Source organism: Bradyrhizobium centrosematis (genome assembly GCF_045571495.1).
Taxonomy (GTDB): Bacteria; Pseudomonadota; Alphaproteobacteria; order Rhizobiales; family Xanthobacteraceae; genus Bradyrhizobium; species Bradyrhizobium centrosematis.
Window position 1 is genome coordinate 6427835 of record NZ_CP120703.1, and the last position, 23728, is coordinate 6451562.

The 23728-nt window shown below is 59.2% G+C and carries 18 protein-coding genes and 1 pseudogene; 7 read left to right on the forward strand and 12 right to left on the reverse strand.

Features of this window, described 5'->3' with window-relative positions:
* Nucleotides 1-110: 110 nt before the first annotated feature.
* The 7 genes from P6U31_RS30410 to P6U31_RS30440 all read right to left on the reverse strand — a co-directional run bounded on the left by P6U31_RS30410 (nt 111) and on the right by P6U31_RS30440 (nt 7037).
* Complete coding sequence (locus P6U31_RS30410) at nt 111-1223, reverse strand: ABC transporter ATP-binding protein (protein ID WP_407185356.1); 1113 nt, start codon at nt 1221-1223, stop codon at nt 111-113.
* On the reverse strand, nt 1223-2050 hold the full coding sequence (locus tag P6U31_RS30415; protein WP_407185357.1) for an HAD-IIA family hydrolase: 828 nt from the start codon (nt 2048-2050) through the stop codon (nt 1223-1225). The genes P6U31_RS30410 and P6U31_RS30415 overlap by 1 nt, the downstream gene beginning before the upstream one ends.
* Nucleotides 2043-2813 (reverse strand): SDR family NAD(P)-dependent oxidoreductase, encoded by a 771-nt coding sequence (locus tag P6U31_RS30420; protein WP_407185358.1) that lies wholly within the window; start codon nt 2811-2813, stop codon nt 2043-2045. Before P6U31_RS30420 ends, P6U31_RS30415 begins: the two co-directional genes overlap by 8 nt.
* Nucleotides 2810-3751: a ribokinase gene (locus P6U31_RS30425; RefSeq protein ID WP_407185359.1), complete on the reverse strand. Its 942-nt coding sequence runs from the start codon at nt 3749-3751 to the stop codon at nt 2810-2812. The genes P6U31_RS30420 and P6U31_RS30425 overlap by 4 nt, the downstream gene beginning before the upstream one ends.
* Nucleotides 3748-4608, reverse strand: coding sequence for a carbohydrate ABC transporter permease (locus P6U31_RS30430; RefSeq protein ID WP_407185360.1), 861 nt, complete (start codon nt 4606-4608; stop codon nt 3748-3750). Before P6U31_RS30430 ends, P6U31_RS30425 begins: the two co-directional genes overlap by 4 nt.
* Before the next feature lie 12 nt (nt 4609-4620).
* Complete coding sequence (locus tag P6U31_RS30435) at nt 4621-5583, reverse strand: carbohydrate ABC transporter permease (RefSeq protein WP_407185361.1); 963 nt, start codon at nt 5581-5583, stop codon at nt 4621-4623.
* Nucleotides 5584-5651: 68 nt separating this feature from the next.
* A complete protein-coding gene (locus P6U31_RS30440) occupies nt 5652-7037 on the reverse strand; it encodes an ABC transporter substrate-binding protein (protein ID WP_407185362.1) in 1386 nt (461 codons plus the stop codon).
* 379 nt (nt 7038-7416) lie between these two features.
* Here P6U31_RS30440 and P6U31_RS30445 point away from each other — a divergent pair, with 379 nt between their 5' ends.
* Nucleotides 7417-7665 carry a hypothetical protein gene (locus P6U31_RS30445; protein ID WP_407185363.1) on the forward strand — a complete coding sequence of 83 codons (249 nt, stop codon included), beginning with the start codon at nt 7417-7419 and terminating at the stop codon, nt 7663-7665.
* Nucleotides 7666-7941: 276 nt separating this feature from the next.
* Here the strand turns inward: P6U31_RS30445 and P6U31_RS30450 are convergent, their stop codons facing one another.
* Genes P6U31_RS30450 through P6U31_RS30465 form a run of 4 tightly spaced genes read right to left on the reverse strand, consistent with a single transcriptional unit; the run spans nt 7942 to nt 14711 of the window.
* Nucleotides 7942-9111: a Wadjet anti-phage system protein JetD domain-containing protein gene (locus tag P6U31_RS30450; protein ID WP_407185364.1), complete on the reverse strand. Its 1170-nt coding sequence runs from the start codon at nt 9109-9111 to the stop codon at nt 7942-7944.
* A 2-nt stretch (nt 9112-9113) separates the two neighbouring features.
* A complete protein-coding gene (locus tag P6U31_RS30455; RefSeq protein WP_407185365.1) occupies nt 9114-12551 on the reverse strand; it encodes an SbcC/MukB-like Walker B domain-containing protein in 3438 nt (1145 codons plus the stop codon).
* Complete coding sequence (locus P6U31_RS30460) at nt 12548-13186, reverse strand: DUF4194 domain-containing protein (RefSeq protein WP_407185366.1); 639 nt, start codon at nt 13184-13186, stop codon at nt 12548-12550. Before P6U31_RS30460 ends, P6U31_RS30455 begins: the two co-directional genes overlap by 4 nt.
* Entirely contained in the window at nt 13179-14711 is a 1533-nt protein-coding gene (locus tag P6U31_RS30465; RefSeq protein ID WP_407185367.1) for a Wadjet anti-phage system protein JetA family protein, read from the reverse strand. Before P6U31_RS30465 ends, P6U31_RS30460 begins: the two co-directional genes overlap by 8 nt.
* A 488-nt stretch (nt 14712-15199) precedes the next feature.
* Between P6U31_RS30465 and P6U31_RS30470 the strand changes: the two genes are divergently transcribed.
* The 3 genes and pseudogenes from P6U31_RS30470 to P6U31_RS30480 all read left to right on the forward strand — a co-directional run bounded on the left by P6U31_RS30470 (nt 15200) and on the right by P6U31_RS30480 (nt 16780).
* Complete coding sequence (locus P6U31_RS30470; RefSeq protein ID WP_407185368.1) at nt 15200-15493, forward strand: helix-turn-helix transcriptional regulator; 294 nt, start codon at nt 15200-15202, stop codon at nt 15491-15493.
* Between the two features lie 115 nt (nt 15494-15608).
* Nucleotides 15609-15746: pseudogene (locus P6U31_RS30475) on the forward strand (HipA N-terminal domain-containing protein); the annotation flags it as partial.
* Nucleotides 15747-15970: 224 nt separating this feature from the next.
* Nucleotides 15971-16780 carry a HipA domain-containing protein gene (locus P6U31_RS30480; protein WP_407185369.1) on the forward strand — a complete coding sequence of 270 codons (810 nt, stop codon included), beginning with the start codon at nt 15971-15973 and terminating at the stop codon, nt 16778-16780.
* Nucleotides 16781-16991: 211 nt separating this feature from the next.
* Here P6U31_RS30480 and P6U31_RS30485 read toward each other — a convergent pair whose 3' ends face one another.
* Nucleotides 16992-18293 (reverse strand): DUF2235 domain-containing protein, encoded by a 1302-nt coding sequence (locus P6U31_RS30485; RefSeq protein WP_407185370.1) that lies wholly within the window; start codon nt 18291-18293, stop codon nt 16992-16994.
* A 668-nt stretch (nt 18294-18961) separates the two neighbouring features.
* Between P6U31_RS30485 and P6U31_RS30490 the strand changes: the two genes are divergently transcribed.
* The 3 genes from P6U31_RS30490 to P6U31_RS30500 all read left to right on the forward strand — a co-directional run bounded on the left by P6U31_RS30490 (nt 18962) and on the right by P6U31_RS30500 (nt 23663).
* Nucleotides 18962-22012 carry a hypothetical protein gene (locus tag P6U31_RS30490; protein WP_407185371.1) on the forward strand — a complete coding sequence of 1017 codons (3051 nt, stop codon included), beginning with the start codon at nt 18962-18964 and terminating at the stop codon, nt 22010-22012.
* A gap of 45 nt (nt 22013-22057) precedes the next feature.
* Nucleotides 22058-22183: a hypothetical protein gene (locus tag P6U31_RS30495; protein ID WP_407185372.1), complete on the forward strand. Its 126-nt coding sequence runs from the start codon at nt 22058-22060 to the stop codon at nt 22181-22183.
* A 106-nt stretch (nt 22184-22289) separates the two neighbouring features.
* Entirely contained in the window at nt 22290-23663 is a 1374-nt protein-coding gene (locus tag P6U31_RS30500) for a hypothetical protein (RefSeq protein WP_407185373.1), read from the forward strand.
* Nucleotides 23664-23728: the final 65 nt, after the last annotated feature.

Below are 23728 nucleotides of genomic sequence, written 5' to 3' on the forward strand. Positions count from 1 at the left end.
AAGCACAAACGAGCGGGAATTCCGGAAGAACTGCCTGATGCCAGCTCCCTTCACCTCAGCCGTCCGATTAAAGGTCCTGAGCCGGCATCATTGCACGGCTAACGTCGAGACTAGCTCCAAGTCGCAGGCGCTTGCAACCGTCGGACGGCCCTTCCATTGCTGAGGAACAGGTGGCAGTCGGCTGGAGCAGCTGCGAGAGTGAGCTTTTCGGCGCCATTGCGCGAACCGGATTTTGGCGCCCTGGCAACGACCGCTTCATCTCCAACAACACCGTAGACGTACGTGACGTTACCGAGATGCTCAACGAAATCCACGTCGAGCCCAAGAGAGATTGCCTGCTGCCCCGGTGCCGGCGAGGAGAAGTCATCAGGGCGAATACCAACAGTGACCGGCTTGCCAACCAGGCTTTGGTCCGGCTGGACCGGAACGAAGATTGTAGAACCGGCCTCCAGTCGCACGTCTAGGCCATGTTCGTGGGCCGTCTCGACCTTGCCGCCCAGGAAGTTCATCTTCGGCGAGCCGATGAATCCTGCCACAAAGCGCGACGCCGGATTGTGATAGAGATCGTGGGGGCTGCCGACCTGTTCGATGTTGCCGTCCTTGAGGACGACGATCTTGTCGGCCATGGTCATCGCCTCGACTTGGTCATGCGTCACATAGATCATGGTATTTCCGAGCTGGTTGTGAAGCTTGGCGATCTGAACACGCATTTGCACGCGCAACTCGGTGTCCAAGTTGGACAGGGGCTCATCGAACAGGAACACTTTGGGTTCTCGCATGATGGCTCGCCCGATCGCGACGCGCTGGCGTTGCCCTCCTGAAAGCTGTCGAGGCTTGCGTTCCAATAGATGGCCGATCTGCAAGAGCGAGGCTGTTTTGGCTATCTTGGCGGCGATCTCGGCTTTCGGGGCTTTGGCCATGCGTAGGGGAAAGGCCAGGTTCTCCTTCACCGTCATATGCGGATAGAGAGCGTAGCTTTGAAAGACCATCCCGAGGTTCCGATCGGCCGCATCGATGTCGTTGACGACCTCGTTGTCGATGAGGAGACGCCCACCGCTGATGGGCTCGAGCCCGCCGATCATTCGCAGAAGCGTGGACTTGCCCGACCCGGACGGGCCAACGAAGACGACAAATTCGCCGTGATCGATAGTCAGGTCGATGTTATGCAGGATCTCGATCGTCCCAAACGTCTTCTTGAGGCCCTCTAGGCGAACGTCGGCCATTAGGCCCTCCTCTGTCGCGGTTGAGTCGCGCGAGCAGCACTGACCTCAATCTCGCGCAAGCTCGATACGGTGAAGTCGGGGGCCATCAAGGACGGATCCTGACGCGTTGGCACACCGGTTGTAACAAGCACCGTGGCAAGCCCCGCCCTCTTTCCGGCTTGAATATCGGTAGGAACTTGATCTCCGATCATGATGGTCGACCCTCGCTTCGTACCCAGGCGTGAGAGCGCTGACTCGATCATCGGCACTTGCGGCTTTCCAACGATCAAAGGCTGCACTTGCGTCGCAGCGGCGACTGCTGCAATCGTCGCACCCGCGCCGGGCTCGAACCCGCTGGCCGTTGGCAGCAGAAGATCGGGATTGGTTCCTATGAACACAGCTCCATCGAGAATCGCCTCAACCGCAATCCGCAACTTGTCATGCGTGATACCCCGGTCTAGCCCCATCACCACGGCTTCAGGCGCTCGATCAGTGACCTCCAGCCCGACATCTCGCAGGGCCGTCACAAGCGAGGGAGCTCCGATGACATAGATTCGCGTCAGCTGCGGATAGTCGGTTCGAACGAGTTCTGCGGCGGTGATTGCACTTGTAACGACCTGAGACGGCGCGATCGAAAGACCACATCCTCTCAGCCTGCCGACGACGTCCTGCGGACTATGCGTTGAATTGTTGGTCGCAAAGCAGAATGGCACGCCGGCTTTCTGCCATCTCGCAAACGCTTCTATGGCATCCGCTATTGCGGTGCCGCCACGATAAACGACGCCATCCAAATCGGAGATGATCCCGTCTATCGGCGGCCAGTTGATATTGGAGCTAACGCTAACCATTCATCAGCATCCCACCATTCACATGGACAATTTGCCCGGTCATGTAGGAGGCTGCCGGGCTGGCCAGGAACACTGCAAGCCCTGCGATATCTTCCGGTAGTCCAACCCGGCCCAGCGGAATTCGGCCACTATGGCGTGCTTCGGTTTCCTCCCGCGGACGCCCATGCATGGGTGTATCGATAATTCCAGGAGCAATTGCGTTGACGTTGATCTGGAGCGGAGCACATTCGTAAGCGAGCAGCTTTGTCACATCGTGTACAATGGCTTTTGACAAGCAATAGTCGGCGCCGCCGGCTTGGTAGTTGAAAACAGCACCCTGGGATGACAACGAAGACCCGATATTGACGATGCGGCCGCCCTTGCTTTTCATGAAGCGCTCGATGACTTGCTTCGCGCAACGAAGCACGGCGACGGAATTGATCTGGATGGTTTTTTCTATTCGATCGACATTTCCGGTCAGAAGCGCCTGAGCCGACTTTATTCCGGCGTTGTTGATTAGCACATCAAGCCTGCCGAAGCGCTTGGCGATCTCATCAAGCACCTTGCCGACATCATCTTCTCGTGACACGTCCATGCTCATCGGCAGGATGCCGTTGCCGTGCGGCAAACGAGTCAGAATTTCCCGTAGGCTGTCGACATTTGTGTCGGTTGCCAGGACGTTCGCACCACCTTGACGAAAAGCATTGGCGATCGCTGAGCCAATGCCTCCACCTGCACCGGTCACAAGCACGGTCCTGTCTGCAACTGAGAACTGTTCGGTCATTCCAACTCCAAGATCGATTGTGAATTCAGAAATTCGTCCACGGCCCGACTGCTAGGCATCGAGCTCTGGGCGCCGCGTCGCGTCACACACAAGGCGGCAACCGCGAGCGCCTTTTTGACTGCTTCTCGTACCGGCAACCGGTGAGCAAGAGAGGCCGCGAAAGCGCCATTAAAAGCATCGCCTGCCGCGGTCGTATCAACGACCTTCACAGGAAATGCCCGGAGCGCGAATGTCGCGCTGCCATCGGCGTAGTAAGCTCCCTGCGCCCCGAGCGTGATCAGCGCGGCTTTCGGCCCGAGATCGAGAAGCTTTCCAGCCGCACGAGCGGCACCGTCGAAGTCATGCACCTCGACACCGGTGAGCTCGAACGCTTCGGTCTGGTTTGGCGTGACGAAATCGACACTTCTCCACGCCTCCGGCGACAGACCCGCCCTCACGGGAGCCGGATTGAAAATGAGATCGAATCCCTTGACGCTCTTCAACGCAAAAAGGTGATTGAGCGCGGGGACCGGCATGCCCATCTCGGCTACGATGATTGCGTCCCGCTCAATGAATTCGGCCGCCTTCTCGATCATGCTCGGGGTGACATTTGCATTGGCTCCCGGGTCTATGACAATCATGTTGGAGCCGTCGTCGCCGACGAGGACGAGAGCAGAACCAGATATCTCGCCTGGGCACACCTCAATAGCATCAAGGCAGACACCTGCCTCACGCAGCGCTTGCAGCAACGACTGGCCGGCGCCATCATCGCCAAGCCGGGTATAGAAGCTCGGCCGAAGCCCTAACCGAGCAGCGGCGACCGCCTGATTGGCGCCCTTGCCTCCGGCATTCTGTTTCAAGCTACCCATCAGGCTTTCACCCGGCGTCGGAAGCCGCTCGACGTTGAAGCAGAGGTCAAGATTGGTCGTTCCGAAGAACATCAATGGCCTGGGGCTCATTTCACGGCCCCAAAGGTTAGGCCACGTTCGAGATGACGCTGGCCAAGCATGATCAGGATGACCGGCACAATCATGGTCACCACCAGACCCGCAGCCATAACCGGATAGAACTGAACGCCTGGATTGAGCAGCTTGAGCAGGGCGACGGTGACCGGTGCTTTCGTTGAACTGAGGATCAAGCCGAGAGCAAAATTGTGCCAGGCAAGCAAGAAAATGAGCAATGAAGCGCCTATGAGGCCGGGCTTGAGAAGCGGAAGAACGATGTGCCAGACGACACGGAATGGCTTTGCACCATCCATGGCCGCCGCCTCCTCAATGTCCCTTGGGATGTCCTCGATATATGATCGGCTCAGCCAGATGATCATTGGCAGCGTGACCACCTGATAAACCCAGATCATACCGAAATAAGTGTCATAAAGGCCCATCGACTGGAACACGCTGAACAGCGGTATGACGACAAGGAGTGCCGGCGCGAAACGGAAGCCCAAAATAAAGAACGCGATGTCCTCCTTCATAGGAATCTCACGCCTTGCCAAGACGTAACCTGCGGGCACGCCGGCGATCAGCGATACGAGCACCGCGCCAAGCGAGATCACGACGCTGTTGGTGACCGGCGTCAGGAAATCAACCTTGATGGTGCCGTAGCTTGTTGCCCCCGCCTGGGCGGCATCGAACAGAACGCGGAAATTTTCAAATGTGGGAGTGAAGACAAAGCGCGGCGGCCAGGTCATGACATCGGCCTGCTGCTTCAGCGACATCATTACGATCCAGACCAGAGGGAACGTTAGGATGAGCGTACATGCAACAACCAGCCCATTGAGAACCAAGCTTGCAGGCGTTGAACGATTGAAGCGCATTGCCGGCCTCCTCTAGCTTACGCGCTGCCGGACCAACCGCCACAATCTTACCATGGCCAAGGTCCCGAGAAGCACCATCAACCAGTTGACGACCATGAGCGCGGCCCCACGCCCGAAGGCAAGGTTTTGAAAGGCCGTGATATAGGCGCGAACCGAGAGCACGGAGGTACTGTCGCCCGGGCCTCCTTGCGTTGTTCCGAAGATGATATCAAACTGATTGAGCGATTCGATCAGCCGGAAGACTGCGGCGATCAGGATATACGGTGCGACGAGCGGAAGCTCGATATGGAGAAACGTCGCCCAACCCTTGGCACCATTGATCCGCGCGGCCTCTCTGACCTCTTCGTTAATGCCCTGCAAACCGGCGAAGATGATGAGCGCATAAAATGGTGTGTAAGTCCAGATGTCGATGACAACCAGCGAGAACATCGCCGTACCGGCGTCCGAAATCCAGGCAAAGCGGCCAATTCCGACGAGTGAAAGCAAATAGTTCAGGATCCCGTTTTGTGGATCCATCATTGTGGTCCACATCAAGGCAACACTCATTGGCGGCAATACCAACGGAAGAAGAATGACAGGCCGCATCAGTTGTGCAAGAAACACGCGGCTTGCAAACAACTTGGCGAGCGCAAGCCCAAAGCACGCTTCCGCGAGCACGGCGGAGCAGGCATACACGGTGGTCGCACGCACGCTGTTCCAAAAATCTTGGGTCTTGATTGCGACTTCATAGTTAGTGAATCCAACGAAGCGAACCAGGGGACGGCCAAACCTGAGATCGGTCAGCGATTGGAAGACGCCATAGAAAAATAGAAAAAGAAATCCAAGCAGTATGATGATCGCAGGAGCGATCGCAGCAAGGCTCCCCCAGTCAAGAGCATGCTGCTTGGCGTTTTGCATCTGCTCTTTTTTGGACGGTGCCAGTTGGCCTACCGATGATTGTAGCGTCACGGTTGCGTCGATGCCTCGAAGGTTCATCGCTCACGTCTCGAAAGATGCGCGGGCATGGTGAGGGCGGCAATCCGCTGATGCCGCCCCCGGTTGCCTTACATGGAGGAGCGGATCTCGGAGGCGAGGTCGGCCAATGTCGCCTTCACGTCCGCACCATTCACCATTTTCTGCATGGCAACTGCCCAGGCATTCATAGCCTCGGCGAACCCTACGCGCGGCGTAAAAGCGAGCGCAGCCCTGTCCTGGACACTCTTGAAGGTATCCACGAAATTTGTGAATTCCGGTTTGGCTGCATAGTCGAGCCAAACCTTGTCGCTCCAGGTCGAAGCGCGCGGCGAGTTGACGAGCTTGCCGGCGATGGCACCGTTCAGCTCGACCTGCTTAGACGTCGCCCACTGAATGAACAGCCAGGCCGCGCCCTTTTTCTGGGAAGCAGCATTCATGGCTAAGGACCAGATCCAAATGTTCGATTCGAAAGTCTTACCGCTCGGCGCGCGCAGTGGCGGAGCGAAGGCAATCTTGCCCGAAGCGGGCTTGCCGGCAACATCGTTCCAGAACCCGAACATGTTGGAATCGATCGCCATCGCCGTCCGACCCGAATTGATGCCGTCGACCACCTGGTACCAGTTGTCGTTGGCAAAGGATGGGGCGGCACACTTCTTGATCATGTCCACATAGTCTTTGTGGAAGGCGATCGACTCGGGAGAATCGAGACCGGTTTCCAACTTGCCGTCCTTCATGACGAAGTCATGTACACCATAGGACTTGGCGATCGAGATCGCAGCTGTGTGGATGCTGCTCCAAAAGCGAACGCCCCGCACCCCTAAGGGCGTGATCGCCGGATCGGCAGATTTCAGCTTTTCGCATGCCGCCGACATTTCCGGCGGGGTCGTCGGAACCTTGATACCGTATTTGTCCAGAATGTCCTTGCGGTAGAACAATTGGATGTTCTCGAACCCGTGCGGAATGGCCCACACCTGCCCCCGGCCCGGTTCGATCTGGCCGCCATTGACTTGCCAGGTCAGCGCATCACGCAATGCGGGGAAGAAGTCCTTGTAGTCATAGCTTGCCGATGTGAGCTTCGGGTCGTTCAGATAGCGATCGAGCGGCTCAAGCAGTTGACCGGGTGCAAGATCCCAAGCCGGTTGAATTCCCGTGCCGACGACGTCCCACGAGGGCGATTTTGTGCTCAGCTGGATGGTTAGCTTATTCCAATAGGCATCGTCCGGATAAAGCTCGGGCGTCACCTTGATGCCGGTCAACTTCTCGAACTCAGGAAGCTGTGCTGCAACGGCGTCAGCATACGGATGGATGTCGTAAGCCCAAACGATCGAAGCGCCCTCGAATTGGCGCCAGTTGATCTCCTCCGCTTTCGCCTGGCCGAAAGATGCGGCCGCACCGGACAAGAGAGTTGAGCAAATCAGAGTAGCCTTGACGAAGTGAGAAGAATGGCCGCGCGGTGCGGCTAGCGTCCTTGGCATCAGTCCCTCCTCTGGGCTCTTCGGCCCTCAAATTCACGTGCCTGTCGTCTTACAGGGGCGCGAGTGTTGGGAACGCTAGCCGTGATCTTCCGCCCATATGCACCCATTCAGATCGAAGTTGGGTATTTTTGGGTAAGTCAGGGAAACAGTGTGGCAGCAGCCGTTGCAAAAGCCATGGGGAGATGATCATGGCAGACACATGTTCGGGCCTGCGCGGCCGGCTTGCTAACGAGGGATGAGCCGGACTAACCGCACGAGCTGTTGCATCGTAGCTCGTTCAAATACTCCGTTGATCTCACCGCTCGCTACCGACGCGTAAATCAGTTCTTGATTTTGCTGGCTTTAAGGGACGAGTGCTCGATTCATTGTCGCAATCTTCTTGATCCGCACAATCTGGTCTCTCAACTCTCCATATTGCGGGGCGAAGCTCGAGCACGACCGCGAGCGTCAGCAACAAGGCGCTTCGGATAGCCGCCACGGAAGCCTCAGCCAGGTTGAGGATTCGGCGGAGATTGTGGTCGGCGGCGGTGAAGACCACGCTGGCGGCGTGCTCGTCCCCGCCCTTAAGATGACAGCGGCCAAGGTGCCCATCGCTCTCCACGTGGCCGATCACAGGCTCGATGATTGAGCGGTAACTGAGCCGATGCGCAGATAGGATTGCCGCAGCCAAAGGCCGCACTCTCGGGGCAGCCGATTGATCGCCGCACAGTCCAGCTTGGCAGTCGAGAGGTGATGGCCTTGGCCGAACGGTGGTCTCCCGTCACATGCTTGGGATCGCGCGTCCGCAACGCCCGGTCTCATGTGTCCCCTCAACCAGCAAAAACTCCGGCTTGTCACGACTCGCTTTAAGCCAATGGCCAAGCGTGTCCGCTACGCAGGCTGGCGCCCTCGTCTGTCCGAACGCTTACGGGGGCGTGGGAAGAACCGGATCAAGCTCTTCCTGCTCGAGGGTTTTAGCTCCGTCTTCGGCTAAATATGCCGCCAGTGAAGCGATGCCGGAATTTGGTGGGCAACGAGCGGGAGCAGACTTTTGGGTCGGCACCTGGCCAAAGCGTTCCGCGATCTCGACGCTCATGAGATGCGGCAGGATCGGTCGTCCGACAGCGCGCTCGATTGTGTGGAATATCCAGGTGCCGTCCGGATCGATATCCGACCAATGAAAGAACGGGGTTTGTTCGGACACCATGGCCGAAATCGTGCGCAGGGCCTGTTGAGTGGCAAGCGAGGGATACCCGCCAATATATAGCGTAGCGCCCTGTCGACCCGGGTCGGCCTCGGCGACGTGCCTGTTGAAGCTTGCGAAGTTTTCGATTGTCAAAACGTAACCCGGCGGCTCCCGGAAGCGGAGATGATCCGCCTCCTTAGGCGCGATCCCCAGATAGAGCGGAGAGGCTCCGGAGAGATCGGCCCCATGAAGATCGATCTTACCCGCGATCAGCAGCGGCGGCGCAAAACGTTCCAGCCCGATCGCCCGCAGTGCCTCGCGAGGCCGCGCGCCGGGAGGAAACTCCAGGACGCCGCTCAGGAGCCGAACCACAACGCCTTCGAGGCGTTCCAGCGTCTTACTGTGCTTCACCGTCCGTCGCGAGAACGTCTTGTAGTCGACGTCGAGATGCTTGTTGTCCAGGATAGCCTGGGCAAGATCGAACGCGTGGCGCAGTGTATCGACATCGGACGAAGCAAAGCCGTGCCATGTTTTTCCCCGTGCCCACACTTCGGCAATCTGAGCAGCGCTCGTCTTCAGCGAATCGTGCAGCGCCGATCCGCCGACAAGCCTCGTGGCGGCGCCTTGCGCGATCTGCGGCGCCGGGGTGCGGCCGAGGTATTGGTATAAGCTCTCCGCCGAGGCCAGCCTCACGTGGGCGACCTGGTCCCGCTTGCCGCCGCGGCCCCAACCAAGGGAGACTGCGCCGGCAGCCTCCGCTTCTCGAATACGCTTCAGGAAGGCGTCGGCAGCGACAACGGAGGCGAAAGCCGCATAGTCCGGATGCGCGATCGGACTTGCGGCACCGGCTTCGAAACGGTCGAGAAGATCGCCAAGCAGCTCCTTCGCGTCTGTGAAGCGGCGAGGCATGATTATTCGGCAGCGAGCCGGGCGGCGAGATCCTGGTCGGACATGAGGTCGGGATCGATCGCCATGAGTTCGCGTTTGGCCTTTTCTTTCAGCGAAACCACCGTTGCCCTCGACTGCTCCCCGATCCGGTCAACTTCCACGATCGTATCCATGTGCTCCAGCACCGCCACCCGCTTCTCGAACGGCGCCGCGATCACGAACTGCAGGCCGAGTTTTTTGTAGAACGCCATCATTTGGCGCTGGTTTCGGCCGTCCATCTTGGAGAACGCCTCGTCGAACATCGCGAGCGCGAAGCCCGAGGGCTTGCCGGCGCGCCGTTCGGCACTTCCGTAGACGGCGGCGAGCGAAGCGCCTATGGCGACGTAGATCGGCACCTGCTGTTCGGCGCCGGAGCCGGTGCCACGACGTTGCTCCCATCGGGTCGAGCGACCGGTCGCCACGTCCTCCATGTGGATCTCGAAGGTGTAGAAATTTCGGTAGTCCTCGAATTGGGTAAAGTCCTTCTCGGTATCCTCGAGCAAAGCCTCCAGCGCCTTGATCGTGTCCTTGTGCGGAAAGTCGTCGGGCACGTCGCCCCGGAACAGCATGTCCAAGGCCTCAGGAGAGGTCTTGCCGATCTCGATGATCTTGAGGATCGGTTGGAATTCCACGACCTGGGTGCGATGAAACGAATAGCGCTCGTTATGGAAGGGATGGGCATGGAGGCTACGGTTGAGCGACTGCAGGTCCCGTTCCATCTTTCCGATCCGGGATGTCAGCGCATTGATGAATTCTCCGCGGAGCAGCGTCGAAGCCTTCTCGGCGGCCTCGCGCGCCTGGCGTTCGTACCTGCGCAGCTCGTTGGACTCGATGTCGTCGATCAACTGCTTCATCCAGGGCTTCACTTCACGCAGGGGCTCGCTTTCGATGCCGACCTGGGAGCTCATTCCGAAATCGTCGAAGTAGCCGCTCAGGAATTCCCGTACTCGGCGCTCGATGCGGTTACGCTCCACATCCGAGGCCCCTGCATCCTTCAGCGCCTTCTCGGCGATGGAACGATGCTTCTCCGCTTCGCTTTTCTGCGCCCGAGCGTCGAGGCGGGACCGGTACGCCGCGCGGCCCTTGCTTGCGGCGTAGAGCGGCCGGTTCTTGAGGAAGATCGAGCGGGCGACCCGCAAGTTGAGCTCGGAGCCGGGCACATTCTCGCCGTCGCCGAGCTTGCCCTCGATGAGCCGCACCTCGCCATTGTGCTTGTTGAAGGCCTTCTGCTGCGTTTCCCGCTCGATGCGGCGGCGCTCCTTCAGGTCGAGCTGAGCCTTCTTCTTCGCCCGAAGCCCGCCATCGCCGGCCCCGTCAAGCGCCGACAATCTTGCCTGCGCGTCGATCTTCTCGGCTCGCGCGGCGGAGAAGGCTACCGCGCAGGCCTTCAGGCTGGCGCTCCCGTCGGCGCAAAGGGACTTCAGGGCCGCGAATGCGCCATCGGCCGCCTCGACCTCCCTCGCCTTCTGCGAAAGCGCGTCGTCAATCGCGTCCGCCTGGTCCTGCAGCGCCCGCAGCGCGTTCGCCTGGGCCACCTTGCCGATCTTGTGCTGCGAGGGATCGATCGAACGGTGAGTCCGCACCAGGCCATCGTCGTACAGGCCATCCTTCATGAGGGCCCTGCCCGGCTTGTTGAACTGTTCGACCGTTTCGGCCAGGCGCACGGAGCCGTATCGCCGCATGATGAACGACAAGGCATCCGGATCATCCGTACGGAAGATCGAAGGAAACGTTCCGCGGTCCGGCTTGGCTCTGAATTGCTCCAGCTTGTTGAGGCTGACCAGCGAGGTGTGCCGAAACTCGCGGCGCCCCTCCTTGAAGATCGAGGTCGCCGCGCCGATGTCCGGCCTGTCCACGAAAACTGCGTCCCGGTCACGACCGAGAAGTGCCTCGGCGGCTCCCACCCACTCCGGATCGGCGACCTCGATCAGTTCGCAGAGCACCCGCGGCGCCATGCCCTTTTGACGGAGCCTGAGGCACAGTCGTTCGGTGTCCGGCTCGAGGTGCGCGCGTGCACTTCCCGAGTCGTGCTGTCGGATGCGTTCGAGCAGTTCTCCGCGCTGCGCGCGCAGCCGAGACGCTTCGGCCATGATCGCCTGCCGCGCCTCGTCGACCTTGGCCGACCATGCCGGAGCCGACGACACGAACGCCTGCTCGGCCGCTGAGAGTCCATCGGACACCGCGCCGATCTCCGCAGCTTTGGCCTCGCCGACGAGCTTCTCGATGGCGGGAATGAACTCATCAAAGCCGCAGCCGTACATGGCGAGCAGCGGGCGCAGCCGCCGTATGCTTTCCACCCGGCCACTGAATTCGGATAGGGCCCGCTGCGCGGCGTGGTCCGCCATCATGGCGGTCTGCGATAATTCCTTCCGGCCCGTCTTGGCGTCGTGTTCCGCGATCGCCGTCGTGAGCCGTTCGATCTCCTTATCGATGGCCTTGACGTCCTCGTCGATGTCGGCGAGCTCGATCGTCGCCGCAGCACGCCGCTCCGACTCGTCGCGCAACCTGGCCCGCAGGTCGCGATTGGTCGCCCTGGCCGCAAGCCAATTGGCCCGCTTGGCGATCCACTCTTCGCGGAACCTGGTCTCCAGAGTCTCCTCGAGACTTGCCAGGATCGCCCGCAGCGCCTTCAGCGCGTCGAGCTTCTCCCGCATCTTCCGGATCGTCTCGCTGATGTTCCGGTAGGTCTGGATGGACTCGCGCAGCTCCTTGATGCCGATGCGGCTATCCTCGAGGATGTAGTCCCGTACGAATTGGGTGGCGGTCTGATTGTGGTCGAGCGTCATCGCGTTCACGATGGACTTCTGCAAAGCGCTCGCGTTCTGCTCGCCCCAAGGCGCGTGGGGCACCAGATGACGCATGTATTCGCGCACGTAGTCTCCGGCCCGGTCCCGGTGATTGACGAAGTTCGCCTCGCCGACCGTCGACACGATCCGCGCACGCACGTCCTCCCACTGAGCCGGGAACTGCTGCGCGCCCTTGCGCTCGATGAAGTCCTTTGCGGTCAGGACCGCACCGACGGCGACAAAAAGCGCGAGCACCGTCTCCTTGCTGTCGGATTTCCGTGCCTCGAGAGCCATGCCGATCGTGACCGGAGGCCGCTCCCCGTCGGTATCCTCGAATCCGAGCGCAACGTAGGTTCTGGCCTCGTCCCGGCGTCGCTGGTCCTCGCCGAGCGTACCGAGGCAGTAGTCGACGACGCTGCGCTTGGATCCGCTGCGGGACTTTCCGCTGTCGCCGGCGACCGCGTTCAGGCGCAGGAAGCGACGGTTGCCGCCGGTGAGAACGACCTGGGCCATGTCCAGGATGGTCGACTTGCCCGACCGGTTCTCGCCCAGCACGCCGATGTGACCGGCGACGGCGATGTCGGCGACGTCGAACAGGTGCCAGTTCACCATCGCGAGATGCCGCAACTCCATCATGACTGATCTCCCACGTCGCGGGGAAAGCGTACCTCCTCGCTGCGGATGTATCGCTCCAGCCGCTGCAGGGCGTCGCCACCGCTGATCAGCTTGATCATGGGGCGGATCCTGACCTCGCAGTCCTGCTGCTCGTTGTCGAAGTCGCCGATCTCGACCAGGCTGCGCTGCGCAGCCTCCTTGAGAATGTCGCGGAAACGCTGACTGGAGATGGCGCTGCCGCCGTTGGGCTGCACCATCTCCCGATAGCGGTCGAACAGATCGTTCAGGGTGGCGACCACGACCGCGCGGTCTTCCATCGCACCTGCGTTGATCTCCTGCTGCCAGTACGCGGCGAGGACGAGCATCACGATGGTTTCGTCCAATTTCATCCGCGGCAGCGGCACGTCTTCATCCATGGCGACGATGCCCGCCCACTGCGCCTCGGGATCGCGGTGGACGCGGTAACCGCAGGTATCGAAAAACCCGTCGACTGCGTCACGGAAGCGCCCGTCCATGATGGAGTTGTAGACGGTGCCGGTCCGGGGATCGCCCGCGAACACGAACTGCCGGCGCAGCAGGAAGTGCAGCGCCTTGCGCAGGTCAGCCGCCTTGTCGGCGCCCGCGGAGCGCTCGATGTTCTCGAATTCGCTAAGCATGCGCCGCTCCTTTGCCAGAGCCGCTGCCAAGACCGCGACGACGGATCACGAAATTCGCGCATCGCACCCATTCGCTGTCGTGAGGCGGCGTATCTGGCGACGGTTCGAGTTCGAAGTTTCCGGCGATCTGCGCAGGCACGTCGCCGGTCAGGGCGTAGCGGCGAGCGCAGTCGAACGCGAGGAAGTCGTCGACCGTTCCGATTTCGAAGAAGCGCGCCTCCTTCGTTCCGAACGGCGGGACCTGACCCTCGAGAAACCTTCGGACGTCCTCCGGACGCGGCGCGATGCGCGCGATGTATTCGAGCCGGAGTTGCTTCCTGAGCTCATAGAGCGGATCCGAAGGCGGCGCCGAAAGCTCCCTCGCCTCGACTGGCCGGCGCGGCTGACGGGTCGGTGCCTGGTGGTGTTCCGACCAGGGAGAACGAAGCGGTTCGATGTTCCACTCGACGGTAGCGCGTTCATGACGTCCGTCTCGCAAGAGCGCGTCGAGACGACGGACGAGATCGCCGGCGCGGCCGACCAGACCTTGTGCGCCGCGCTCCGCGTACTTGATGGTGTTGCGGACGCGGGCCTCCAGTTGCCGCCGGAAGGTCTCGATCCGGTCGAACATCTCGCCGATCTGTTCGAAGATGTTCTCGATGGCCAGCAGGTCGTCGGCCGCCGCCGTGTGGCCGTCTTCAAGGTCGGATGCCATGCTGGCGGCGACGTACTCCTCAGCCAGCACCTGCATGGTGGCCGGCGTGTAGGAAATTCTGCGCGCCAGGTCGACGATGGCGTCGCGGAACCGGTAAGGATGGTTGACGGTCAGGATGGACTCGAAATCCTTCAGCAACAGCTGGTCGACGAATTCCTCGAAGAAGGCCTCAAGCCGGCTGCCGACGGTCTTTGATTCCATCACCGTTCGCCTGATGCGCTTGAGGTCGGCGAGAATGGCGCGCAAGCTCTTGGTGAATTGGTCCGCTTGGTTGCGAGCCTCTCGGACTGCGAGCGCGGCTTCGCGCTGCTTGCGATCGGTGACCTCGGGCGTAAGCTTCTCAACCGCTTCGAGATTAAGGCGTATCTGGACGATCAGCCCCCCAAAGCGCTGCGACAGATCCTTGTTGAGGCTGGCCAACCGCTGGATGACGAGGAGAGGTCCCATCGCCATGTCCACGGTGACGCGCAGACCATATTCCTCCTCCTCGAGCCACCCCCAGGCAAGGAGCCGGGCATAGAGCTGCCGTGCCAGGCCAAGCGCCTTCTCCCCTTTCTCAGAGGCGAGCGCGACATCCGCCTTGCGAATGCGGCGGCGACCGGCCGAAATCATTTCCGGCAGGCTGCCGAAATCATCGGTTTCGCTCCACATCGTGGGATTGGCACGCATGACGTCGTAGATCACGTGCACAACCTGCTGAGGGGTCGGGAATGCTGGCGCCCCCGAGAAAAAACGCTCATGGAGATCGAGCAGACAAGCAGCATAGAGGTGCTTGTGATCGCGCGAGAAGGCCAAGAACGCGTCGTCATGCAAATGGCGGAACAGGGACAATGATCACACGCTCCTTGCGCCGACATCCCAGAGCTTATCAAGTCGGCCTTAAGCCCAGGAAAAGGCGTAAGACTTAAAGCCGAGAGCAGATTTACGATTTGCAACCGGAAGAATGGTTCACAGTATGTTCCGGTATACTCTCGCTTCGCGCGTTCTGTCGAGGCCGCGAAGGGCTCATTTTGTATGCCATAGAGTTCCACCGCCCCCTCAGAGGCCGGGACATCCGACGTTACCGCTTTCAAGCCGGGGCATAGCACGTCCCCCAAGGTACTTACTCCAGCGGCGGGACGGTTAGCGTGCGGCAAGACCCGCAACGGCGAAGTCTTCGGATCGCTCGGGGCTAATCCAAGACCTGGACGAGCACTCACCGCCCCGGCATGAGTTTTAGCTCATATCTCCATCTTATCATGTAAAACTAATAAAGATCCGCTATTGCGTAAAAATCATATACCCGCCATATGTTTTAAATCTCATATGGGCTCACCGGCATGATTTTGAAGACGATCGGCGACCTAGGCCTGGCTGTCCGGGAAGCCCGCCATCAGCGGAAGCTGACCCAAAAGCAACTTGCTGAGAAGCTGGGGACCACCCAGGAGTGGATCTCGCAATTCGAGACCGGCCGCCTCGAGAATCCAAGCCTCGGAACGGTGCTAAAGGCCTTTGCCACGCTAGGGATCGACCTGAACATCGCGGGTCTGCCGGGGCCTGTCCGGGACGACGACTTGGACACTGGTGATCTCGCGCTCGGCGAGCCCAGCTTCCTCAGGAAACGGCAGCGATGAGTAAATTCATGAACGTCCTGATGGGCGGGATCCCGATCGGCCGTCTCGAGCAGACGGATACGGCGTCCTCGCCATCGAGTACGCCGATCGTTGGCTCGCAGCCGACAGGGTTCAAATTCCGCTTTCGATGTCCCTGCCTCTCGCAGCCAAGAAGCACACCGGCGCGAAGGTAGCCAATTATCTCTGGAATCTGCTTCCGGATAACGACCAGACTCTGCAGAAATGGGGACAGACCTACGGCGTGTCGCCGAACAGCGCGTTCGCTCTGCTATCGAAGGTCGGAGAGGACTGCGCCGGCGCGATCCAGATTGTCACCGATGAGTGGATGGACGCCAACGCAGATTCGCCCGGGAGGTCTAGTGGATCGAAGAGGCGGAGGTCGCAAGCCGCCTCAAGCGCCTGCGCGAGGAAAGGACCTGGACGGGACGCCGCGACGGCGACCGGGGGCATTTCAGTCTCGCCGGTGCGCAGCCGAAGATGGCCTTATTGTTCGACGGAAAGCGGTGGGGCGTGCCGAGCGGACGCCGCGCGACCACACACATCCTCAAGCCGCCAATGCCTCACCTGCGAGGCACGACCGAGAACGAGTACGTGTGCCTGCGCCTTGCGAACCAGCTCGGGATCACGGCAGCCGAAGCCAGGGTCGGCACGTTTGGTGAGGAGGTCGCGGTCGTCGTCACCCGGTATGACCGCGAGATCGACAAGGACGGTGTCGTTAGACGCTTCCACCAGGAGGACATGTGCCAGGCCCTCGGCGTGCATCCCGCCATCAAGTACCAGAGCGAGGGTGGCCCCTCGATCGAGCAAATCTCTAACGACGTGCTGCGCTACAGCACCGATGCGGAGTCCGACAAAGCGGCGTTCGCTGACATGATCTCCTTCAGCTTCCTGGTGCTCGGTACCGACGCGCACGCGAAAAACTTCTCAGTCATCCACCTGCCGGGCCGGCGGATGTTTCTTGCGCCACTCTACGACGTCCTGAGCTTTGTGCCTTACGACGACGACGAGTATGAGCGGCGGCGGCTGCGCATGGCGATGAAGATCGGCGGCGACTACAAGTTCTCAGAAATCCTGCCGCGGCATTGGAGGCGCCAGGCGGAACTGATGAGAATGGATCCCGACGAGATGATCGCGCGATTGGTGGGGCTTGGAGAGAAAATTCCCGACGCGCTCAGCGCCGTCGTGAAGCAGGCGAGGGTCGAAGGGCTGAAAGAGCCGGTGCTTGACACGATGCTGGACGGAATCTCGGCACGGGGCAAAGCGATCGTAGAGCAATACTCGGCGTGAGCGCCGCGCTCGGTGCCGTCGAGGAGAGGCTTGATGCGAAATGAGTTCGCCCTTCATACCAAGGCGCGTGACGTTCATCGGACCGAACTCGAACCCGATGGTCTTCTGACATCCCCCCTGCAATCGTCAAAAGATTCACACGACGTTCGAGCGAAGTCACCTGTCGCGGTAAAATGGCCTAGATTTTTCACCTCGCGACGCCCTCGCTTCACTATGGGTCTGGCACCTCGACCATGGGGTTGTCAGCCCGCACGCTTGTTTGAAACTGGGCGGGGTCAACGTTCTTGCGCCGCGCCCACTCAACGAGGTTCGCCGGGCGATAACTTGGATCAGCTCGCCATCGCTTGAATACGTTGGCGTCGATGCTCTCATTGACGTTGATGTGGCTACCGTCTTCCCTGATATCCGGCTCCTTTCCGATGGCGCGATACAGAGGCGAAGTGAACAAGGCATAGAGACCAGAGCCAAAGGACGCGTACGAATCGGCGATTCCCGCAGTCACAGCGTCGCCATCGAGATCGACTTCCGAACGAAACGATAGCCCGTGCATTTCTGCCTTCTTCATCATCCAGCGCAACGGTGCCTGGGCGAGAAGATCGGTCTGATAGCCGCCTCCAACATTAGCATGTGCACCAACGAACCATCGCTGCTCAACACCTAGAAGGGGGCGCGGCTTTGCAACAACCGCATTTGGATCTTTTGGGTGACGAACATCCCAAAGCGTGGGGGCAAAGTCGTTGCGGTGCTCATCGATGGCAAGGGCGTGATAGGCGTTTAAGATATGGATCCGCAATCCTGTCTGGAGATAATCGAACTGGGAACGGCTAATGCCTGGAATATTCCCTGCCGCCAAGCCGACTGACCCTACGGTATCCCACACGCCCATCATCTTTACCTGGGCTGGCTGAGAGTATTTCAAGAGCCACTTTTCTTGCTCTGTCAGCTTGCTGGTGTCTCCACTCGCTGCGATCTCCTTCAATCGCCAAATGCTCTCCTCATCGCCCTTTTTGTAGCGATCAAATAGCTCTGTCACTCCGATCGGAGAGCCAGCTTTCAGGACCCCGTTTATGGCAACCAATCCTGCCAACGCCCTGGCTGTGAAGGCTCCACGGCTAAAGCCAAAAATGAAAATCTCGTCGCCCTCGTTGTAGTTTTCGATGAGCCACTCATAGGCTAGACGAATGTTCTCATCGAGCCCCTGACCGAAAACACCGCCCAAAAAGCCATTAACGCCCACCTCATAGTAGACAAGTTGAGGCTTGCCATCCGCGCTTTTACTTGTGCACAGAGCGCGCATTCGCCAGACGTTGGTGTTGCTGTTGACACTATTCCATGTCCCGTCGAGAAAGACCGCGAGACGTTTTTGCTGCTGCTCTGCGCCTGCAAAATTCGGCTGATTGCCACTCTTCTCTGCAGGGCGACCGACGATCACTCCGATAGCGACAATGGCCACGATCGCTAGCAACAGCCCGATCGTGTGCCCGATACGCTCAACCCAACGAAAGAACTTCAACTGCAAGGCTCCCGACGTCGCCCGCCCTCCGAGAGGAATCCGGCTTGGACATAGCTCAATGTGAGGCTGACGCACGTCACTACTGACGAGCATCGCTCCCGGGCTCGCTGCATGCGTCACCGATGCCGCTCGGAACGGGGCGCAAACTACCGCGGACCTCACTTCACAAGTCCGCTAGACTAGAGCAGCGACGACGCCGCTTTCTTGCGTTCCAGCGCGCAGTCACGATGAACAAGAGCGCAAGACCTTATTTTTGAGCAGCAAGACCTCGCTGTTGAGAGCGATTCGAAGCCTCGTCGCGGACCCAATTCGCGCGTGCCGGGTAAGCGTGTATTCTCCGTAGGAGCAAGCGTGCAGTCGGCGCCGAGCGTTTGCGGTCGTATGACGGCAGGCATTTGCACGCGAGGCAAAAAGTAGAAAGTCATTCGGAGGAAAACTCTGCGCACGTACCCTGAACATATCGACAAACCCGGAACACTGCTGTAGGTAAGTGCACAATAGGAAGCGCGCTACCTAAGAGCGTGTCACGCCGTTCTATCTGTTTCAATTCGCCCCGTACTCCACGGGCTCAATACTTTTCAATGTGAGCTGGCGCGAATGCCTACTATCCGAGCCTGTTTCAGTGGCTTGCCAGCGATCTCCATGAATAGCGTGAGGGAGATGACGCCATGACTGTGCGCGAGCAGCTATTTACTTTATTGCGCAACCTTCGATGGATCATCGTTCTCTCGGGAGCCCTCTCAGTCTTGCTGTACCTACCGGATCAGATTCAGGAACTCTACCGGATCGCCGCTGACGACCTAGGTTGGGTGACGTTCCGGGAATTCGCTGCCTTGGGCGTGATCGCCATAGCAATCTGGGCTAGCGCGTTTCAGCTCACAACTGCAACCCTGCCTCAAATTCCCCACCCTACCGGGCGCCTAGCCTTCTATATACGACTTGCTCCAGTTCTGCTTGGAGCACTGCCGATCATCGCCGCCACAGCAGGCCAATTCGCATCACGGCCGGCGCGAAAGATTGGTGAAGTCGAGGAAGTCGGCAGCATCTTCCGTATTCAAGACCAGGCGCTCGCGTTTGAGCGGAACATGCTCCTGATCCTGGCAATTGGCATGCTGATCACGCTTGTCTGTTTCGTGGTATTGACTTGGCGAATCGGATCAAGGGATCGCTCGATTGCTGTGGCGAGTCGCGCCAACAACGCTTACTTCATACGTTACAGGTTTCTCGCACTCTCGATCGCCGGCATCGTGCTGTTGACAGCAGCATTCCTCATGCTGCCGGATAGGCTCGCTCAATTCTTTGGATCATTCGGCGTGATCGCTCTGTTTGCGATTTGCATCGTTGGCCTTACGGTTCATTTTTCTCTCTTGACGATCAGACTTGCGTTTCCATTTATTCCGGTTGTCTTTGGCGGCTTATTTCTGCTTGCCTCCTTACTGGGAGGCGACGACCACGAGCTGCGGACCGTCTCTGAAGCAAACAGCCAGCCAGAAAAGCCGCGCATGTCCGCAGCCGCCGCGTTCCGCGAGTGGCTTCTACAAAAACCCCGGGTGGAAGAAGCCAACAGGCTCGGTGAATATCCCGTGTTCATTGTGGCAGCTCAAGGCGGAGGGATTTATGCCGCCAATAACGCGGCACGGTTTCTTGCACGGCTGCAGGATCTTTGCCCGGCATTTCGCCAGCATCTGTTTGCAATCAGCGGTGTTTCCGGAGGCAGCGTCGGTTCGGCAATCTTTGCCGCTGCGCTCCACGCCGAAAATGCGTCCCTAAATTTGAATGCTGTTGACGCCAAGACATGCCCCAAAATCGCAGATTTCCTTGCGGGGGTTGGGGGGGTCAAAGATCTGGATGCGCCTGGGCCGGTCGAGCAGCGCGTTGCAAGCGTTTTGGCAACCGATTTCCTGTCCCCTTTGGTGGCTGGCTTCCTGTTTACTGATTTCACCCAGATGTTTTCACCATTTGCGATTCCCGCCTTCGATCGCGCCCGCTTTCTCGAATACACTTTGGAGAATGCCGGTGACAGGATGCTCGGCAACCAGAAGACCATTGGCGTTCAATCCAATCTGTTCAGGGCCGATTTTCAATCCCATTGGGCGCCTGGCAACAACATGCCGGCGCTGTTGTTCAACACGACGGATGCCGGCAGCGGCAAACGGGCCGTTTTCTCTCCCTTTGATTTCGATTCGCAGCACCCGAGAGACACCGACTTATGCGTTCTTGTGGCGCTTGAACGCGCGGGCACCGGGGCCGACCAAAGGGTCAAAAGCCGGTCGCTTCATATTCCGCTCAGCACAGCCGCCTTCACGAGCGCTCGGTTCCCCTGGGTGACGCCGGCGGCGACAGTCTCGGTCAAAAACGACTGCATAACCTCTCATCCGCAGGCGCGCTTGGTGGACGGCGGATATGTGGAGAACTCTGGCATTGAGACCGCGCTCGACCTGATTCAGAAGCTTAACGCCATCAAAGGCACCTCCGACGCGCCGAAGTTTAGGATTTACCTGCTGTCTCTCGTCAGCGGGCAATTTGGTGATCATGGGTCATTCATGTTTGGTGAGCTCATGGAGCCGGTACGCGCGCTTTTGAGCACGCGAACCTCCCGGACCTATGTCGCGCTCAATCATGCAACCAGCATCGACCGTGGGCTCGAGGCCGAAGTAACGCCCAGTGTTCAGCGCTTTCCAACGTTCGGCCGGACGGACATCACAGGTTTGTTTTACAGCCTTCCCCTCGGCTGGACGTTATCCCAGAAGACCGAGGATATCATCTCATTGAGCAGCGGCCGCTTTTGGGACTGCGTGCCGAAGGACGATTTTGATCAGTCTCGCGAAAGGCAGAGCAATGCTGACTGCCTGCAAGTGAAGTTATTCCATCTTCTGAATGGATCGGTCGCGACCGCGTTTGAGACCCTCAAAGATGCCAAGCTCGCACGAGCTGCCTACGCCGAGGAGCTCGCGAAGGGATATCAACTGAGTTCAAAGATCAAGCCGCAGCCATTACTTGCTTGTTATGAGAGCAATTGGTTGCAGAAGCGCGGTTATGAGGACTATCTGGAAAACGTCGCCGCTTACGAGCGTCAACTGAGCCAATCAAGCAAGGATCATTCGCCGGCTCCTCCACCCGTTGCGCCTTATCGCAAGACCTATATGGCCTACTATCAGGCCGAGCAGGTGAAGGCTCTGTTGCAGGAATGGGATCGGGTCGAGGAGACGGATACCCGTGTCCTGGCCTACATCCTGGGATCGGTCTCCTACGACAGCGCCGACTTTACTCGCACCAGCGAGAATTTCTCCTACAGCGCGGTTTCTCAGCTCCCACAGAAATGGCGCGATCGAATTGACATGAACAACGCTAGGCTTGTGGCCGCCAACAAGCCCCCGGTCGACGTGAACTCGTTGCTTAATCATCCCAAGGAACTTGCCGATTTCGTGCTCGCTTACGAGGGCAACGACTTCGGCAACCAGCCCGGAACGGAAGACGGTTGGCTGTTTCGACCGCGCGGTGTGTATCAATTGGTCGGCCGTGAGCAGTATCAGGAAGCGCAGGATCAAATCCAGCAATTGGGCGAACTACAAGGACTTGATCTACTAACGCTTCCAGACGCGCTATGGGACGCGAAGATTTCGGCCATGGTCACTTTCGCTCACTTCCGGTTGCACCGGTACAAGGACGATCGGCTATCACCGCCCAACAATCGCCGAACGCTGTTCGAGTTACTCTAGGATCGCGCGAACGATTGGATAAAAGTGCGCGCCTTGCAAACAGACATGGCGCATCCAGCCGACCACGCGCGGGTCAAAGCACGCAGTGAGATGTTTCTCGGCTGCATCGAGGAGGCGCTGCACCCGACGAAGTTCAAGACCTTGCAAAGCCGATTTTACGGGGAGGAATGAGGGGTTTGATCCACTCGCCCGGATTGCGGAGGCAAGTCTTCTTAGTGACCCATCATAGTTATTCGACAATCGATGTTTTCCATTTCAGTCTACAGGGGGATTTCCAATGATCGCGAGGATCCAAATCAAGGGATCGCTGTTTCCGCGACGGCTCGCGCGCTTGTTATCGGCGGCGATGATGTTCGGCGCAGCGTTGCAGGTAGGAACGATCTCGGCGCGAGCGGCGTCAAGGCCGCTTGCACCCAATGATGTGTCCATTCTCTTTCCACCACCGAAGTCTGCGGCCGATCTTGCCAATCTGATCGCCGTATCAGATCTCGCCGGCCCGTCCACCTCGCCGCAGCGACTGTTTTCCGACGCGGACTTTGCGCGCTTTATCGCCAACGCGGAAAATCCCGAACATCCGAGCGTGCCAGATTCGGGGGTACGGCACATTCAGTTCCCGGATGCTGTGAAAAAGATCGAAGCCTGGTTTGTGGCCGGCATCCGAATCGATCCGGGCGCGCCGGGATTGTCGCCGGAGATCATCGCCCAGTTTGGTCGGCAACCACAAATCCGCCTGATCATTCAGCCGGTGACCAACGGGGCTGATGGCTTCAAGGTCCACGACACTGCAAGCCATCTTATCTTCAGCTTTACTCTCGACCCGGACGCGCCCCTCAACGGTTGCGCGCCGTTCCCGCGGTTCAAACCGGACGACGAAGCATTCAAGGCAATCGTTCGGGATGTGGCGACCTTGCGCGATCAGCTTGCGGCCGGACAGTTTGGCAATGTCAAGGTCTCCACTGCCGGTGATCTGAACGTGCATCCGGGTCTTGTGGGGGCATCGGCGAAACCGTTTCGCGATTCACTCAAAGCCTTGATTGAGAAGCATCTCTCGCCCCAGCGCCTCAATACCATGGCAGTGATGGGCATCTCACCACCCGAACCCTGGATTTTCGTGTCGATGTTGAGGGTCCCGCAAGCAGACCTAATAACGGTGCCCGGCCCGACGCTTGATGGTATGCACGCGGCGCAGATGTTCAGCGCCATCGGCGGAAAGCACGTGGTCCCGCAACCGGGCCCTAACAATCAAAATCCAATCACTTGCCGACACGCCGCGTTGCAAAATCCGCCCTTACCCCAAGCTGATCGCAAGGGCGTTTCGACCTCGGAATTCATCGACGGTCACGTGCCCAATAGCCGCATCATCGAAATCGTCAATACCATTGCCGATCCGAGAAAGAGCCACTTCTTCAATACCGATTGCGTGAGCTGCCACACCGAGACGGCACAGCCACTCGCCAGGAAACTTCCAAACTTCGCAGTCGCAGGCGTGAACCGCGCGGTCTGGCCGAAGGAAGACTGGAATGTTCGCAACTTCGGTTGGTTCCCTTCCTTTTTGCACGGGGGCCCGGCCGCGGCGACGGTGACCAGGCGCGCGGCAGCCGAGACGACAGACGTGGTCGCCTTCATCAACAGTCAATTGTTGAATAAGTAACAAACGCCGTCGATGCTTCCGCTAGCCTGCTGGACTCGCTGGACGCACGAAAAAAGATGGATGGA